We start from the raw sequence: 15,985 nt of genomic DNA on the forward strand, positions 1-15,985 counted from the left end.
ACAACGACAGTCCTTGGGCAACAGCCGCGCTACATGCAGCTGGCACAGACGCTTCTCAACGAGATTCAGGGCGGGCGGTTTCCCATCGGCGCCTTGCTGCCCACCGAGTTCGAGTTATGCGAGCAGTTCGGTGCGAGCCGCTTCACGGTGCGGCAGGCGATCAAGCAACTGGAGCAGCGCGGCCTCGTGGACCGGCGGCCCGGCATCGGCACCCGCGTGAAGTCGACGCAGAGCGAGACCGCGTACCGTCAGGTGATGGAGCGGCTGAGCGATCTGCACCGTTATACGGCCGACACCGAGTTGGAGATTGCATCGACCCAAACGATCGAGATCGACGATGCAGAACTGCTCGAGCGGCTCAACGCGAAGCCGGGCGAAACGTGGCTGCTAGCCGAAGGGATTCGCCGAACGCCAGGCAGCGTTGAGCCGATCTGCCACACCGAGGTGTATATCCACCCGGCGTTCCGATCGCTGACGGGGCTAAGCGGCCGGTCTCACGTGCCGATCTACACGCTGATCGAAAAACAGTTCGGCGAGCAGATCACGGAGGTGCAGCAGGAAATCCGCGCGATCGCGATGCCGGCGAAACTCGCGGAACGTTTGAACGCGAAGGCGCGCTCGCCGGCGTTGTGGTTGTGTCGCCGTTATCTGAACCGTCGGGGGCAACTGGTGGAACTGACGATCAGTGTTCACCCGGCCGATCGCTACAGTTATTCCGAAACGTTTCAACTCGACTGGCACGCGAACTAGGCAGCACCTGGCCGTGTGCTTCTGAAGGAGAGCAACATGAACGCACGCAGTTATCTGTTCGTTCCAGGCGACCGGCCCGAGCGCTTTATAAAGGCGCTCGACGCAGGCGCCGACGCGGTGGTGATCGATCTGGAAGACGCGGTCGCGCCGGCCGCCAAGGAGCATGCACGCGAGGGCTTGCAGCGCTGGCTAATGACGGCGGATCGTTCGCGGCTGATCGTTCGCGTGAATGCGGTGGGTACGCCCTGGCATGCCGAAGACGTGGAGATGGTGAGCCGCTCCGGCGCCTCGGTCGTGATGGTGCCGAAGTCGGATAGCGCACAGCAACTTGCCGATGTTGCTGCGCGGTTGCCGTCGCAGGTGAGGATCGTGGCGTTGATCGAGACCGTCGCGGGCGTGGTGGCGATGCGCGAGATTGCCGCCGTGCCGTCAGTTGCGCGGCTTGCATTCGGGACGGTTGATTTTTGCGGCGATGCCGGGATTGAGGGGCTGGGCGTTGAACTGGATTACGTGCGCTCGCAATTGGTGATCGAATCGCGGTATGCGGGGTTGGCTGCGCCAATTGACGGTGTGACGTTGGAGCTCGATAACCTTGAGCGGTTGACTGAGCAGGTTGCTACTGCGCGACGGTTTGGGTTTACCGGAAAGCTTTGTATTCACCCTAAGCAGGTGGACCCGGTGAATCGCGGGTTCGCTCCGAGCGAAGAGGAGCGGCGCTGGGCCGCGCGGGTATTGGTCGCTTGCGGCGAGCATCCAGAAGGAGCGTTTGCAGTGGACGGCAAACTGGTTGACAAGCCGATAGTCGATCGCGCCAGGAGGATTTCCGAGTTTGAAGTCAGTCAGAGCATAGGTTTCACCGCCTGAGGTGCTCGAGCGCGTCTCTCATCGGCGAACTGGAAACGACAATCGGGCCGGTGAACGGCGTATCCAGATCGACAATCACATAGATGGCAGAAGCAATAGACACTGCCCCAAGCGAGATCGTGACCAACGCCAACGCATTGCGCGGCGCAATCAATCCGAAACTGAGAAAAATCACGCACAACCAGAACGTCAGCGTCATCAAAAAAGGCAGAGAAATTGAACTGTGCGCTTCCTCGATGATCTTCCATCGAGCATCCACAGTTCGCCGATATTGCGTCAACGCATCATCGAGCGTGCGCTGTTGTAACGGATCATGCGCGCGCAATTGCCGCAACTGCCTGCCCACCGCAGTCAGCATATCGCCAAGCCGCACGTTCTCCAGCCTCTGCGAGCTATCCTGCGTTCCGATGTTCTTCGGATAATCACCGGTTGGAGTCGGCTCGTCTGGCCATGTCGATGCAATCGCGGCCGCGGTGTACAGGCGAAGCAGGTGCCGGGCCTCATCCGTATCGCCGCCGTATTCCCGCATGGTCGTGTCGAACTCGATCAGGTCAGCCGAAAAGGTGCGCAAATCATTCGACTCGGTATCGAAGCTGGATTTCGCGGAAGCCGTCATCAACCCGAGCACCAAAGCGGCAAACGTCACCAGCATGCCGATAACCAGCTGGATAAGTTGCACGGTTTCGTGCGCCTTGTGCTCCTCAGGCAGCAGCGGCCGCACCCACACGCCCAAGCCGGTGCCGATAAGCAGTAAAGCGAAAACCAGCAGAGCCGAGCCTATTTCTGACATAGAAGTGCTCCGGAGACGCGCGCCTCGCCACTTTCTACCAACCGCCGCCCGCCGACCACCCGGGTAGTCCCGCAAATGCCCTTGCTTGAATAGCGGGCGACCCCTGCTCGTATGTTGAGGGATCGCAAACGTATGCGCCATCAACCATAAAGTTTTCTGCAATCCCGCCGTAGACCATCTATGTGGCGTTCGCTTAAATTTTAAACAAAGGTTGCGGACCTGGCCGATGGGCTTGGGCGCAGCACGCGTGGCCGAGACTCACTTTCTGAATATTCGGTCAGGCAGCCCAATGGAGACAAGCCCGATGCTGAAAAATCTGTCGATTCGAACCTGCCTTACCCTAATGATTGTGTTCTTCGGCGTGGTGCTGCTGTTCGGCGCCGCTGCCGGACTGTTGTCGTTGCGTTCGAGCAACGCGTCGCTGCAGCAGATGTACACGGTGGACACGCCTGCAGTCGCCGACCTCGAAGGTAGCGCTGGACAGCTGCTGCGCCTGCGTCTGGCGCTGGCGACCTACGCATCGTTGGTCGACCTGAACGATCAGGACGGCGCGAACGCGGTGCTCAAGCGCTTTGATCAGTACCAGAAAGCATCCGATGATCGCCTTGCCCACTATGTGAGCCGCGCGAGCACGGATGCCGACGAACAGCGTCTGATCAAGGATATGCAGGACAAGCGCGACGCCTTCCTGCACGAAGGCGTCGAGCCGGCGCTGGCGGCGCTCAAGTCGGGTGACAAGGCCGCATTTGAGCAGTTGCAGGCGCACAAGCTGCCGTCGCTTTATAGCGCGTACGAAAAGGCGATGCTCACGCTCGAGCAATTGCAACTCGATCACGGCGCGCAGCGCTATCAGGATGCACAGGATTTGTTCTACGCGATTTGCATTGCTGTGGCGATTGGCATGGGGCTGTCGTTGTTGGGCGCGTTGATCGGGCGGGCGGTAATGGTGCGTGCGATTGTCACTCCGGTCGACGCCACCATCGCGCAGTTTCAGCGGATCGCCAATGGCGACCTGACCAGCAAGATCGACGTGACGAGCAATAACGAAATGGGCCGTCTCGCGGCAGCGTTGCGCAAGATGCAGGACTCGTTGATCGAGACGGTGAACGCCGTGCGTCACGGTACGGAATCGATCGACACGGGCGTGAGCGAGATTGCAGCGGGCAATACCGATCTGTCGCAACGTACCGAGGAGCAGGCTGCATCGCTCGAAGAAACGGCGGCCAGCATTGAAGAGCTGACTTCGACGGTCAAGCAGACGGCGGACAACGCGAAGCAGGCGAGCTCGCTGGCGCAGGGGGCGTCGAGCCTGGCTGCGCAGGGCGGCGATCTGACCGAACAGGTAGTGGGCACGATGCATGGCATCGTCGACGACTCGCGGCGGATTGCCGACATTGTCGGCGTGATCGAAGGGATCGCTTTCCAGACCAATATTCTGGCGCTGAACGCGGCGGTCGAGGCGGCGCGCGCGGGCGAGCAGGGGCGTGGTTTTGCGGTGGTGGCGAGTGAGGTGCGGTCGTTGGCACAGCGAAGCGCGGCGGCGGCGAAGGAGATCAAGGGGTTGATCGATGCGTCGACGGCGCGGGTGCAGGCGGGCTCGCAGTTGGTTGAACGCTCGGGGTCGACGATGACCGAGATTGTCGATTCGATTTCGCGCGTGAGTTCGATCATGAGCGAGATCGCGGCCGCGGCGCTTGAGCAGAGCACCGGGATCGATCAGGTGAACCTGGCTGTTGCGCAAATGGATGAGGTAACGCAGCAGAATGCCGCGCTGGTTGAGCAGGCTGCTGCGGCGGCTAGTTCGCTCGAGGAGCAGGCGCGGCGGTTGACGTCGGCGGTGGCTGTGTTTCAGACGGGGAGTGGGGGTGCTGGGCTTGCCGGGCGGCGAGGTGGGGCTGTGGCTGGCGCGGGGCGGGGTGATGTGGGCGGGTTTGTAGCGGTTTGATTTTTTTTGCCTGCGCGGCGCTTGTGTTTGTGTGCATGCGGCGTGGGCCTTTCCTTGATTTCTTAGTGGTCCATTAGTGTTGCCCCTGTGAGGGGGAATTCTACTGTCTCCCCGAGTTGCTTGGTGTCTCATAAGCTCGCAACCGCAAGCCCTTACGTTGCGCGGGCGGTGCTTGAGGTTGCGGGGGCTCAGATGGAATTTAAGTGAGTTTTCGAGAATCTTGATCTGACGGCTCACCGCGCCCTGTGTGACACACAACGCGGTCGCGGCCCGATTGAAGCTCAGATGACAAGCCGTTTTTTCGAAGAAGCGTAAAGCAATCAATGAAGGTAACCGTCGCATGCGTCACCCTTGATAACGCTACCGATACTCGTCAATCTCGATTGTGCCGCCCATCGCTCTCATCATGGCCCGGATATTGTCTGGTACATCGGGCAAGCGGTCGCCTGATGGGTTAAACCAGAAACAGGAGAACCGCACTTTCGCGCCAGCCTGTTGCAGGACCTCCCGAAGACCGTCACGGGGCAAGCCAAGGCGATTTACAAGGTATCGTAAATGCGGAGCCAGCAAGTTATCTTGTACAGCAAACTCACTGCTGACGCCCCATAGACCGGTTTTCCCCAATGCTTTGCTGGCCTTGCCTGACGGCAGGGCGAACGAGCGCCCTTTAACGATGGTTGAATCGGGAGATACCTGAAAATATCCGGTCCAGAATTCTGGCGATACCGTGTCCCCTGTTATGAGGAAAGACGCATATGCTCCGGCGTCCGCGTCTGGTGCTGAAGATTGTTCATGGTGCATAGTCGTGAATACTGTCCTCAAATATCCGGCCATTGAATTCCATATCGCCATTATCGTGAAAGATGCTGTTATCAGCCGGTCCAAGACCGTTGGCATCTTTGAACTTATGCAACATCGTTCCGAATGTCTTGTAATCGTAGCTAAGCATCTTTGCAGCGAACTTAGGGTTGTTTGTCGAAGCGGCTAGTTCCTCAGTGTCACCACTTACCGTGTTTTCGGTGTACTCAAAAGGCTGCGTATCACCGAGCGACGTAAAGGTAAAAACGCCATCGTCGGCCACCTCATCTCCGCCATCGTCCGCACCAGAGCCTGTGCTGAGCGCGGCGCCGGCCACCGTTTCAAGCAGGCCAAGCAGATTGCCACCGTTGCCACTTGCGGCAATCGCGCCGCGCGCGGCGCTGAGCCGAGCCGCCTGAGTGGCAGGGTCATACGGACCGGAAAGGATCGGCTCGCCGTCGAACAACGCTGAGCTTGAACTCGCCCAGCTTGAGCCGTATGAGGTGGCCCTTACCATTCCGCCGCCCCCGTACGATGGCCAGCGTAAGGGCGCTGGTGTCGGACGGGATACCCGGCAGGAATACGCGTACCCGTGATTCAAGACGGGCACCAGCCGACCGTCCGCTACCGCCTCCCGAAGCATGCGTTCGACACCCGCGTTGTCGCTAGGCAGGTTCCGGTGGACCACATTCAGCGTATCGCGCAGGAATGATTGAATCTCGCGTAGTTCGGCCCCTCCGCTCACAGTACGCATGTCTGAACGTGGTCGGAAATAGCGGTCGAAATCTCTTCTGGCCTGCTTGATCTCTTCTCGCTCGTCGTCCGTCCCGAAGATCAGCCAATTGCCTGATTGGGTACGGTAGTCGCTGGTGGGAACCAGCGTACATTGCCAACCGTTCTCCAGCGGGACCGAAAGCGTATTCCACTGCGACATAGACAGACCTGCTTTACTTGTTGTGACAGGAGATTCGAAACCCACCCCGGTGGTCAGCACCTTGCCCGGACTTCTTCATGCGCGACGATGTAAACCTAGCAGATTGTAGGATTCCTATGTTTTTGGGATATGCGAAGCATCGAGCCATGGTCCCTTCGGTTCATTCGATCCGACGCCGCCGCAACAAATGTTGGTCGCCTGCCTGTGGTCACGCACGGCGATACCGGGTCAACCTGGCCTTTGGTCATTTGCCGCAATCACAGACGAGCCTCCACCAAAAGTCGCAGCGGCCGGACATGACCGATGCATCGTCCCGATCGGGCCTGATAACGTCGAAGCGTGAGCAGCAGCTCACGAATCTGCTAGCAATTGCGAGGATGTTTTTGTCGCGGGATGAGAGTGACGCTTTCGTTGCGGAGAACACGGAGACCGATCTCCCTTGCTAGTTGGCGCAATTCAAAAAGCCGTGCTTGATCTGCTGCTTTTTTGCAGATTTTATTTTTACGATCACCGGTTTCAGGGATGCCGTCGAAATTCCCCTGTGGCTCCTCTAACAAATAGGGGAAAAATTCTCAAATCCCGATGGGTGCGCTGTGAGCCTTACCAGATAAGGGTTTCAGGGCGGAAGGGTTTTCCCGCGTGATGCTGTGCGGGGCGGCACCTACTTCTCTTTGCCGGCTGTGTATAGACCGGAGACATAGCTGACAAAGACAAGTAGGCAAAAGAAAGCGGCTCACACCGCCAGCTCTTCAGCTGGTCCCCCGCACAGTCGCGATAGTGGTGCATCTGGAATCGGTGTTCTCGCATCGTCGGCGTGAGTGACAAGGCAGTCATACATCCAGCAGCGCTGCGCCCATAGCAACCGGTACAGAGTGCGCGCCGGGGCGAATGTAAAGATTAGTTATAATTCGCGCGTTTAGCCTGTTTGGTTGATCGTCTCAAAAAATAGGTGCGTTAGATTGTTCCTGCCGTCAATTTGACGGCGCAGGTTTAGCAGCCTGGTGAGAAGGATCGCACTGCCCGCGTAAGTGGGCGGTGCCCAGTTGTGCGCGCCTTTTCTATGGGCGGGCCGATGTTGGGGGAGCCGCAAGGCTCGCCGGTCTTGATTTTTCTCCCGGTCTGCTAACCCCGCTTCGTGCCCGCTCACCCCATCTTTCAGCGAGTGTCGGGCGATTCAGGAACCAACCGGAAATCGCACCATGAGCAAATCCACCAAGAAACCTCAAGCAACCTCACGCTCGCCCGTTGATGCGCTTCAGTACGAGAAACTCGCGCTTTCAGCTTTCGATTCATGCAACCGGCAGTTGGATCAACTTAAGAGACTGGTTACGCTTGCGGCTTCAATACGCAGGACTCCTTGCATGACACGGGATGAACGGCAAAGCCAACACGCGTTGCTGGAATTGCTTGTCGAAACGGGCGAGGCATACGAGCGCGAGATTGAATGCGACCGTGAACTGTACCAGGTGATCGCACTTGATGCGAAGGACGTGCCTCATAGCCGCATCACCGCGAAGCGTGCCGCGTGCCTTCTATCCGAGGCGGCGGAGGCGAAATCAGATGACAAGCCCAACGCCGAGTCCGCCGATATCGCGCGGTCGAAGCCGGTGCGCACAAAGGTCGCGTCGCGAGAAAAAGCGGGCGCATGGGCCACTGCCGTTGCACACTAAAGAACGCTAGCGGCCGCCACGCCGCAGCAACTAAAAAGGCGCGAGCAATTTCGCGCCTTTTTAGTCACGCCTCTAAGAGGCGGAAGTAATTCGTTTCAAGAATTCGGCGTGTTCCGCGCGATCCATGACTTCGAAGCAAAAGTACGTGTCCTCGCCTTTTTGCTCAACCGCCTCCCGCAGGAAATCCAGGGCGAGCCGATTACATCGCTCTTGATATGCCTCCCATTGCATAGCGGATTTCGGAGAATAGTCGGCGATGGCATCGATATATGGCATCACTTGATTGGCATCAATGCGTACAGCCTCGATGCCAAGAACTGCCATTCCAGCGCTTTGGCTGGCAGCAACTAACTGCTGCGCATCCTCACCCCGCAAAAATATTTCGCCGCTAGGCCGCACCTCAGCGCGGTCAATGAATGGTGCGTAGATTTCGCTTTCTTTCTTCATTTCTGCTCACTCAAAATGAACTCTGCCAGTTCGGATGGGAGGAGAGAATGCCACGCCCTCATGCTTGCACCGTTCGTGGACCGGCTGGCAACTCCACCGCACGCAGAATTTGCGCGCAAGTGATGCGATGTCAATATGACGACGTTGTCACTGCCACACGACGACATAAAAACTCAGATAAAACAGGGCAGTTACTGCGAGCAGTATCGACGTTGAAACGGCAACGCGACACGCGGTAAGCTTTCTCGCCTGGGCAAATCCCACGATACTCCACGCGGCAACCGGTCCGAAAAGAAAAAGAAAGCCCATCGTGTACCCGAGCCACGAAACACTGCACTGTTCAAAGTCAAAGCACCCATCCCAGCGGCTATGGATTAACGGCCACGAGTACCGGCCTGCCAGTCGACTAGCAAACAGAACTGATTGCCAGGACACCAGGAGCCCTATAGCCAGATAAGCCATAGACCATGCAGCACGCTTCACTTGATCTCCAAAAAGAGAATATATTTGGATTTGGCGAGATCGGCATGTCGTGTACGCGACAACACTGCGCGGAACCCTAGGGGCGAGGTTGGCGCTGCGCTAAAGGCTACCTGCCCCTGTCCGCAGAGCGACAAGTGATTCCATCATACGGAGTGCGACGCGTTAGTTACGCGATGCAATCTGCCTAGACCAGCCTGTCGACTAGCATAACCACCCAATGCACTGTGACCAGGCCAAAAAGCAGCAATAGCCAGGAATGCCAACTCGGCCGCAGCTTGCTGAACACCGCAGCTGCGATGCCGAACGCGATAGCCGGTCCGAACACAACCGAAAAGAAAATGAATTCGTCCCAAAAGCTCATCGGGCACTCGCCAATTTCTTTGCAGCCGTATCGAATGCAGAGTTGAGGGAAACGGGCACAAATGCCTTCGTCAACACCCATCCAAAGCCACAGGCTGACGAATCCCAGCATTGCAAAGACAACCGTGGCGGCTACTCGCCTCATCTAATTTCCCAAAAAAGGATGCGCTTTGAGTGCCGAAGATCGGACCAGCCAAGAGTATGCCCAGGCCAGAACGATTGCCGGCCTAACATTCGCCCGATCGTCGCGAACGCATCAGCGGCTCCACTGATTGTCAGCCGTGTACCATTCCAAAGATCGATGTGCCCACCGCTTGCGTCGGCTACTTTCTCACCCTCACGAGTCCAGTAGCCGGTGAACTGAATAATGCCCGTGCGGCCTTTTACCTTTGACTCCCAACCCGGACCGGTAATGTCCTCCGCGCTCGAAAGCCCCGCAATGGGTCGCAGTTGCAACCATTCTCCCAGCTCGTCCGCGCGCGTGGCGGTGGCTCTTCCGCCAAGCAGAATGCGCCCTATGCTGTGCTGACCTGAAAGTGGCTTAACAAGTTTCTCGGAGAAAGATTTCATCTCGATGCCAACGCGATGAAACGTGACGCTCATACGGATTGCGCACTGATTCTCGTAGGCCGGATTATCGTAAGGGTCTCCCACTGGATAGTTATCCCACAGTTCCTGAAAGGTCAGCGCCTTCAGTTCCACTACCTTGATAGAGCCGGGTGTCGAGTTGGTTCGAACCACAGTCGGCTTGTTCGGCATTGTCAGTTTCCTTGTTGTTTCCCGAGAGCTTCGTCGCTCCAAAGTACGGTGTACTTGCCAGAGGTTTCGGTATAGACACGCGACAGGAGACGACCGGAATCGAGCCGTCCAGAGAACGTGCGACCATCTTCGGTTTCGATGAAGCAGGGACAGCCTTCGAATTGCTTGCCCTGATTCGCTTCGATCTGTTCGTCGTAAGCGCCCATGGCAATAGACGAAGTCCCGCCGTTCACGGTCCTGCTCGAAGTCACCGTGCCCGTAGACTCGGCCATGTCATCGTGTCTCGACGTGTTTTGCATGGCGGCCGCCATGCGCGATGGCATGACCCATGATCGAGTTCGGTATGCCGGCCGTCTTGGGCTCGATATAACCGCCTGTTTCGGGTTGGTCACTCACGCAGAGGATCAGACGCATCATGCGCTGTGCTCCCATCTTGCGAGCGCATGATCGCCCCAATGTCGGCGATATCTGGTCAGTGAACCGGCTGTGGCGAACAGATAAATTGATTCTTCGGCGGTGATATTTGGCATGGGCCAGTCTCCTACAGGGTTGAAAAACTTATCTGTAGAGCCTGGCTTTTTTTGCTGGGGAGCGGTATTGGACGCATCTGAGAATGCGTCAGGGATATCCGAATGTGCGTAAGACATTGGACAAAAAATTGGCCCGCTGAGTGCGGGCCTTGTAACACGTCTTCAGGTCATTATCGATGTCGCGATGCGCGGCGGCGAATCCTCCAACCAAGCCGACCTTGCGCGCCGCATCGAGCGCCGCGAAGGCCGAACCGAGCTCAAACCCTCACTGCATCGCCGCGTAATACTTAGCCACGCTATCAATCTCCGCAGATGTCATCTGCCTCGCCACATTCCGCATCTGCTCATTGATATCGTTATGCCGCGCACCGGAAGCAAACGCCCGCATCTGCGCAGCCAGATAAATAGAAGACTGCCCACCAAGCCACGGCGCCGCGCCCTTACGATCAAGCTGCCCATGACAAGCCGCACAAGGCGCAATATTCCGCTGCGGATCACCCTGCATGGCAAGCTTCACAGCATTGGCGTCCGGACCCGCACCAGTAGGCATAACCTCAGCCGCTGGAGCCCTCTCTAGCGAAGCATAATAAGCCGCCAGATCATGCAAATCCTGATCACTACGAGCCGCAATAATCGGCTGCATGATCGCGTTCTGCCGCACGCCGTGCTGATAATCGCGCAACTCTTTATAGACCACGTCGGCATACTGCCCCGCCAACGCAGGTGCCGTCACCTGCACCGTGCCCAGCACGCCGTGACACATCGAACAATTCTGCGTCGCAATCGTCGCCCCGCGGCCAATCGAATTCGCGTCGGCGCGCACGCGCCGCAAAGGCGGTAAGACCACCACCTCGCTCGGCGCCGGCCCGGCAATATTCGCGCCCCCGTACCAACTCGACGGCGCACCCGCGGCGCTGCAAATCGTCGCCCATAAGCCGCGCTCGCTGAATCCGCTATTCGCCGAAGGCAGCCAGATGAAGCCGATCAATATCGACACAACAGCAATCGCAATCGTGCCGCCCAGGCTCACCGTGAACCACGGGTTGCGCAAGCTGAAGACGCGTTCCTGACTCATCGCTGCGCTCCGACGACAACTGCCGGCACCGACGTCTGCGGCAATCTGAGCAACTGAACGATCGGCACACTGTAGTTGACGACCGTCAGCCCGATCATCAACGCCACCCACAAGCCGAAACTATTGAGCGCAGCAGGCACGTGCTTCACCGGTTGCACCGCGCTCGCGAAGCGGAAACTCTGTTGCTGCACCACTGGTCCGAATTGCGACTTCGCAAGGATGTAGATGAACAGCACGCCGGACACGAGCAGGATCAGCCCACCCACCGCCGACATCCCAACCCAGAGCGCCTGCGATTCCATCCCCGGCATGTTGTAGTCGTAATACGCCATGCGCCGCGGCGCACCGAGCAAGCCGACGTAGTGCCACGGCAGCGTCGTCACCATCATGCCGATGAACCACAGCCACAGTTGCGTCCGCACCAGCTTTACTGACGCAATCGCGCGGCCGGTCAGCTGCGGCCACAATTCGTACGCGATTGCGAAATACATGATGACGATCGCACCGCCGAAAATCAGATGGAAGTGCCCGGTCACCCACTGCGTGTTATGCACCGTCGAGTTCAACTGGTAGCTCATGTTGATCAGGCCGCCCGCACCGCCAAGGCCCAGCATCACGAACGAAAACGCGATCACCAGCATCATCGGGTTCTGCCACGGCAACGCGGTCAACCAGCCGAACGCGCCCTTGCCACCGCGCAGCCTCCCGGCGATTTCCACCGATGCGCAGATGGTGAACACCGTCAGCAGCGTCGGCACCGACACCATGCCGGTGAACACCGCGTGCAGGAACTTGAAGCCCGAGCCGACCTGCGGGTCGGCGAACAGGTGGTGAATGCCGATCGGCATCGCGAAAACGAGGAACAGAATGAACGACACGCGCGCCATCGAATCGCTATAGAGCCGTCCACCGATTGCACGTGGCACCAGCGTGTAGTACGCGATGTAAGCCGGGATCAGCCAGAAGTAGACGATCGCATGCAGCGTCCACGAGAACAGGATGCGCGAGAGGCCGGCATCGATCGTGTTGGTGAGGCCGAAGGCGACCGGCAATATCTGGAACAGGATCTCGAGCGCCGCGCCGATCGCAGTCCACGCCCACAGATACGCGCCCGCCACGTTGGCGAACATCGCAAGCGGAATGGGTTTGCCGGGATTGGCGCGCTTCCAGACGCGCAGATTCACGTGCATCAGCGCGACCCAGATCCATGAGCCGACCACCACCAGCACCACGCCCAGGTAATAGAACGGACTGCCGATCATTGGCGGATAGAAGGTGTAGAGCACGGAGGCTTTGCCGAGTGCGACCGGGACCATCGCCATCACCGCGCCGACCGCCAGCATGATGAACGCCGCCCATGCCCACTTGAGACCGACGAGCCGCTGTGCGAGCGCGAGTTCGACGATCGCGTAGCCGAACCCCATCGACACCAGGGTGGGCAGCACGTAAGCCATCACCGAGCCATGCGCGGTCACCGATCGATAGTAGAGCTCGGGGTCGCCGACCCACGGCACCAGCGGGCTGCGTACCAGCATCTGCCACGCGCCGAGCAGCAGCGCGATCAAAAACGCAATGAAGGCTAGCCAGAAATGCGCGAGAACGAGTCGCTTAGCGTGAAACACAGCTGAGCCTCCGTGATTGTCGGGCTTGCTCGAAGAACGTGGCTTTGTCGATGACCTTGACGTGCGCCCACATGGTCTGATGGCCGAAGCCGCAGAACTCGTGACACGGCATGGTGTGATCGGCGGGTTTGTCGAAGCGCGTGTTCAGTGTGGCGACATAGCCGGGCACGACCATCGTGTTGATGTTGGTGTCGGTGACGAGCAGACCGTGCACGACATCGGCGCTGGTGGTGCGGATCGTGATCGGCGTGTCGGCGGGCACCAGCAGGCATTGCGGCGTGAACGAATACTGCTGCGCGATGAAGCGCACGACCACCGAGCCATCCGGCTCGACGGCGCTGCCGAGGTTGTCTTCGACGAATTCGCCGGACAGTTGCAAGCGCGAAGGATCGATCGTCTCGACCCGCGACGGCGGCATCATCGCCCAATGCAGCCCCGAGAACACGATCACGGCAAGCATCAGAACGATCAACGCCGTGGCGAAAATCGCCCAGCGGCGCTCGGCGCGTAAGGCGACTTCGTGGCCGCTGCCCGGTTGGTGATTGGAATCAGTCGACATAGTCAGTGGATGACGCCGCGCGGCAGAAAGACAAGAAAGTAGAAGCCGAACCAGATCGCCATGACGATCAGCGTGGCGACGCCGGCCACGGCGACCGCGCCATGCGGGCCGGCCGCGACGACGCGTTCCACTTCTTCATCCGTCGGTGGGGTCGCGCTGCGGGTATCGTTCGCTTCCATCTGGGGGTTCTCCGGTGCAGCGGTTCAGGTTCAGTGCAGCGGCGCCTTGCGCAACTCGTTGACCTCGCGGGACGTCACCGGCTTGCCGTGGTTGCCCCACGCAGTGCGGATATAAGTGACGACGGCGGCGGCATCGGTATCGTTCAACTCCTGCCCGAACGGCGGCATACCGTACGGCTCCGGATTGCGCATGGTGCCGGGCGGGAAGCCGCCATTGAGCACGATGCGGATCGGGTTGACTGCGGAGTCCATTTCGATCGACTGGTTACGTGCGAGCGGCGGGTAGTGCTGCAACTGGCCCTCACCGTTCGCGCCGTGGCACAGGGCGCACTTGTCGGCGTAGATCTTTTCGCCGAGCGCGAACACGTTGGTATTGGTCGGCGCGGACGGGCCCGACTTGCGGCCTTGATTGTTCGGCAGTGTCTTCAAATAGACGGCCATCGCCTTGACGTCTTCTTCCGTCATGTACTGAAGGCTGTGATAGGTGACTTCGCCCATCGGCCCGTACACGGCGCCGCGATCGGAAATGCCAGCCTGCAGCAGATCGACGATGTCCTTGATGCTCCAGTCGCCGAGGCCGCCGTCCTTGTCGGACGTGAGCGAGGGCGCGTACCAGTTCTGCACCGGAATCAGACCGCCGGCGAACTGCTCGCTCTGCGACGAGCCGCCGAGCATGTTGATCTTGGTGTGGCACATCGTGCAGTGCCCAAGCCCATCGACCAGATACGCACCGCGATTCCATTCGACCGATTTGGTCGGATCCGGCTGGAACTCGCCTTCACGGAAATACAGCGTGCGCCAGCCGTACAGCAGCTTGCGCTGGTTGAACGGGAAGCGCAGCGTGTGCTTGTGGTTCGGTTCGCGTACCGGTGTCACGGACTTCAGATAGGCGAAGATCGCGTTCGAGTCCTCACGCGTGACCTTGGTGTATTGGGCGATGGGCATTGCCGGGTAGAGCAGGGTGCCGTCCGGCGTGCGGCCGGTGCGCATCATCTTAAAGAATGCGTCCTCGCTCCATGTGCCGATCCCGTACTGCGCGTCCGGCGTGATGTTCGGCGAATACAGCGTGCCGAACGGCGTCTCCATGGCGAGGCCGCCGGCGAACAGCTTGCCGCGCGGTGCGGTATGACAGGCGACGCAGTCGCCGGCGCGCGCCAGATACTCGCCGCGCTTGACGATGTCGGGACGGGTGTCGGCTTTGTCGCCAGCAGTCGTGGCAGCCGTTGCAGTCGCGGCAGGAGGCACGCCTTCAGCGGCGCTTGCTTCAGCGATCAGCAACGCACGCGTTGCGCCGGGAAGCGCGGCACTGCCGGCGACGATCAAGCCGGCAACCAGCAAGCCGGATACGAACGAAACAACGATGCGACGGCGCTTCGCCATGGCATACGAAACAGGGCGGATCGAGCGGAGGGTCGGCTTCATTGCGGTTGGCTCCCGCATGCGAGAGGCAGCCGTTCAGCTGACGCCGGCGCGGGCCGCGGATCGGCGGGGCGCGGCTGGCGCGCGAGCCAACTCGATACCGCGGTGATGTCCTTGTCGGTCAGTTTGACGGCGATCGAATGCATACAGTCCGGCGCAAGCGCGTGACGTGTGCCCGAGCGCCACGTGCCCATCTGTCCGGCGATGTAGCTCGCATGCAGGCCGAGCAGGCCCGGAATGCCAGGTTGCGTACCCGTCATGCGTGCTCCATGACAGGCGATGCACGCCGGGATCTTGCGCGCTGGGTCGCCTTGAGTGACGAGCCGTTGTCCGGCTGCGAGCACTGCCGGTGCGACATCGGTGTGATCGGAATTCGGGTAGGGCGGTTGCAGGTCCGCGAAGTACTGGCTGATCTTGCGCAGATAGTCGTCGGGCAGGAACGCGAGCAGATAACCCATCGGCGGATAGGTGCGACCGCCGTCACGAAAGGCGGTCAACTGATTGAACAGATAGTCGGCCGGTTTGCCGGCAATACGCGGGAAGTAATCGTTGTTCAGGCCCTGGCCTTGCACGCCATGACACGACGTGCAGGCGCGCACGCGCTCGTCCATGGCCGAGGGCATCGCGCTAGGTGCGTCAGTGGCTGCGAACGCTGCGCCACGCCACATGACGTAAAACACCAACAGGATCGACAATCCGATAGTTCTACGATGCACGCCAGGCCTCGTCGGGGGAACGGTTTTATTCGCTATTTATCTATCACGCGTTCGCGCACGAATTCACTCTCGCATTCGCGCATGA

18 protein-coding genes and 2 pseudogenes are annotated in these 15,985 nt (G+C 59.4%); 5 read left to right on the top strand and 15 right to left on the bottom strand.

Going from position 1 to position 15,985, the window contains the following annotated elements:
* Positions 1-33: 33 nt before the first annotated feature.
* Both HHL24_RS10635 and HHL24_RS10640 read left to right on the top strand, forming a co-directional pair.
* A complete protein-coding gene (locus HHL24_RS10635; protein ID WP_230417402.1) occupies positions 34-750 on the top strand; it encodes a GntR family transcriptional regulator in 717 nt (238 codons plus the stop codon).
* Positions 751-786: 36 nt separating this feature from the next.
* Complete coding sequence (locus HHL24_RS10640) at positions 787-1,614, top strand: HpcH/HpaI aldolase/citrate lyase family protein (RefSeq protein WP_169485455.1); 828 nt, start codon at positions 787-789, stop codon at positions 1,612-1,614.
* On the opposite strand, the gene HHL24_RS10645 is transcribed toward HHL24_RS10640, so the two are convergent.
* Positions 1,604-2,404 carry a bestrophin-like domain gene (locus HHL24_RS10645; RefSeq protein ID WP_169485489.1) on the bottom strand — a complete coding sequence of 267 codons (801 nt, stop codon included), beginning with the start codon at positions 2,402-2,404 and terminating at the stop codon, positions 1,604-1,606. The genes HHL24_RS10640 and HHL24_RS10645 overlap by 11 nt on opposite strands.
* A 304-nt stretch (positions 2,405-2,708) precedes the next feature.
* On the opposite strand from HHL24_RS10645, the gene HHL24_RS10650 reads away from it, so the two are divergent.
* The gene (locus HHL24_RS10650) at positions 2,709-4,349 is read left to right on the top strand and encodes a methyl-accepting chemotaxis protein (RefSeq protein WP_169485456.1); all 1,641 of its coding nucleotides are present in this window, start codon (positions 2,709-2,711) and stop codon (positions 4,347-4,349) included.
* Between the two features lie 171 nt (positions 4,350-4,520).
* Here the strand turns inward: HHL24_RS10650 and HHL24_RS10655 are convergent.
* From HHL24_RS10655 to HHL24_RS10665, 3 genes and pseudogenes are all read right to left on the bottom strand, one after another.
* Positions 4,521-4,691 (bottom strand): annotated as a pseudogene (locus HHL24_RS10655) (LysR family transcriptional regulator); the annotation flags it as partial.
* An 18-nt stretch (positions 4,692-4,709) separates the two neighbouring features.
* Entirely contained in the window at positions 4,710-5,150 is a 441-nt protein-coding gene (locus HHL24_RS10660; RefSeq protein ID WP_169485457.1) for a DUF4279 domain-containing protein, read from the bottom strand.
* Positions 5,140-6,081: a hypothetical protein gene (locus tag HHL24_RS10665; RefSeq protein WP_169485458.1), complete on the bottom strand. Its 942-nt coding sequence runs from the start codon at positions 6,079-6,081 to the stop codon at positions 5,140-5,142. The genes HHL24_RS10660 and HHL24_RS10665 overlap by 11 nt, the downstream gene beginning before the upstream one ends.
* A gap of 163 nt (positions 6,082-6,244) precedes the next feature.
* Here HHL24_RS10665 and HHL24_RS45315 point away from each other — a divergent pair.
* Positions 6,245-6,421 (top strand): annotated as a pseudogene (locus HHL24_RS45315) (SOS response-associated peptidase family protein); the annotation flags it as partial.
* Positions 6,422-7,280: 859 nt separating this feature from the next.
* Complete coding sequence (locus tag HHL24_RS10670; protein WP_169485459.1) at positions 7,281-7,751, top strand: hypothetical protein; 471 nt, start codon at positions 7,281-7,283, stop codon at positions 7,749-7,751.
* Positions 7,752-7,823: 72 nt separating this feature from the next.
* On the opposite strand, the gene HHL24_RS10675 is transcribed toward HHL24_RS10670, so the two are convergent.
* The 11 genes from HHL24_RS10675 to HHL24_RS10725 all read right to left on the bottom strand — a co-directional run bounded on the left by HHL24_RS10675 (position 7,824) and on the right by HHL24_RS10725 (position 15,900).
* A complete protein-coding gene (locus HHL24_RS10675; protein WP_169485460.1) occupies positions 7,824-8,198 on the bottom strand; it encodes a hypothetical protein in 375 nt (124 codons plus the stop codon).
* Between the two features lie 667 nt (positions 8,199-8,865).
* Complete coding sequence (locus tag HHL24_RS10680; protein ID WP_206002793.1) at positions 8,866-9,153, bottom strand: hypothetical protein; 288 nt, start codon at positions 9,151-9,153, stop codon at positions 8,866-8,868.
* 29 nt (positions 9,154-9,182) lie between these two features.
* Entirely contained in the window at positions 9,183-9,800 is a 618-nt protein-coding gene (locus HHL24_RS10685; protein ID WP_169485462.1) for a type VI secretion system amidase effector protein Tae4, read from the bottom strand.
* Positions 9,801-9,802: 2 nt separating this feature from the next.
* Complete coding sequence (locus tag HHL24_RS10690) at positions 9,803-10,072, bottom strand: hypothetical protein (RefSeq protein WP_169485463.1); 270 nt, start codon at positions 10,070-10,072, stop codon at positions 9,803-9,805.
* A gap of 1 nt (position 10,073) precedes the next feature.
* Positions 10,074-10,217 (bottom strand): hypothetical protein, encoded by a 144-nt coding sequence (locus HHL24_RS10695; RefSeq protein WP_169485464.1) that lies wholly within the window; start codon positions 10,215-10,217, stop codon positions 10,074-10,076.
* Between the two features lie 378 nt (positions 10,218-10,595).
* A complete protein-coding gene (locus HHL24_RS10700) occupies positions 10,596-11,405 on the bottom strand; it encodes a c-type cytochrome (RefSeq protein ID WP_169485465.1) in 810 nt (269 codons plus the stop codon).
* The gene (locus tag HHL24_RS10705) at positions 11,402-13,027 is read right to left on the bottom strand and encodes a b(o/a)3-type cytochrome-c oxidase subunit 1 (RefSeq protein ID WP_169485466.1); all 1,626 of its coding nucleotides are present in this window, start codon (positions 13,025-13,027) and stop codon (positions 11,402-11,404) included. Before HHL24_RS10705 ends, HHL24_RS10700 begins: the two co-directional genes overlap by 4 nt.
* Complete coding sequence (locus HHL24_RS10710; RefSeq protein WP_169485467.1) at positions 13,014-13,586, bottom strand: cupredoxin domain-containing protein; 573 nt, start codon at positions 13,584-13,586, stop codon at positions 13,014-13,016. The genes HHL24_RS10705 and HHL24_RS10710 overlap by 14 nt, the downstream gene beginning before the upstream one ends.
* Before the next feature lie 2 nt (positions 13,587-13,588).
* Positions 13,589-13,765 carry a hypothetical protein gene (locus HHL24_RS10715; protein ID WP_169485468.1) on the bottom strand — a complete coding sequence of 59 codons (177 nt, stop codon included), beginning with the start codon at positions 13,763-13,765 and terminating at the stop codon, positions 13,589-13,591.
* Between the two features lie 30 nt (positions 13,766-13,795).
* On the bottom strand, positions 13,796-15,187 hold the full coding sequence (locus HHL24_RS10720) for a c-type cytochrome (protein WP_407947489.1): 1,392 nt from the start codon (positions 15,185-15,187) through the stop codon (positions 13,796-13,798).
* Positions 15,184-15,900, bottom strand: coding sequence for a c-type cytochrome (locus HHL24_RS10725; RefSeq protein ID WP_169485469.1), 717 nt, complete (start codon positions 15,898-15,900; stop codon positions 15,184-15,186). Before HHL24_RS10725 ends, HHL24_RS10720 begins: the two co-directional genes overlap by 4 nt.
* Between the last annotated feature and the right edge of the window lie 85 nt (positions 15,901-15,985).

This window comes from Paraburkholderia polaris, assembly GCF_012927345.1.
GTDB classification, from domain to species: domain Bacteria; phylum Pseudomonadota; class Gammaproteobacteria; order Burkholderiales; family Burkholderiaceae; genus Paraburkholderia; species Paraburkholderia polaris.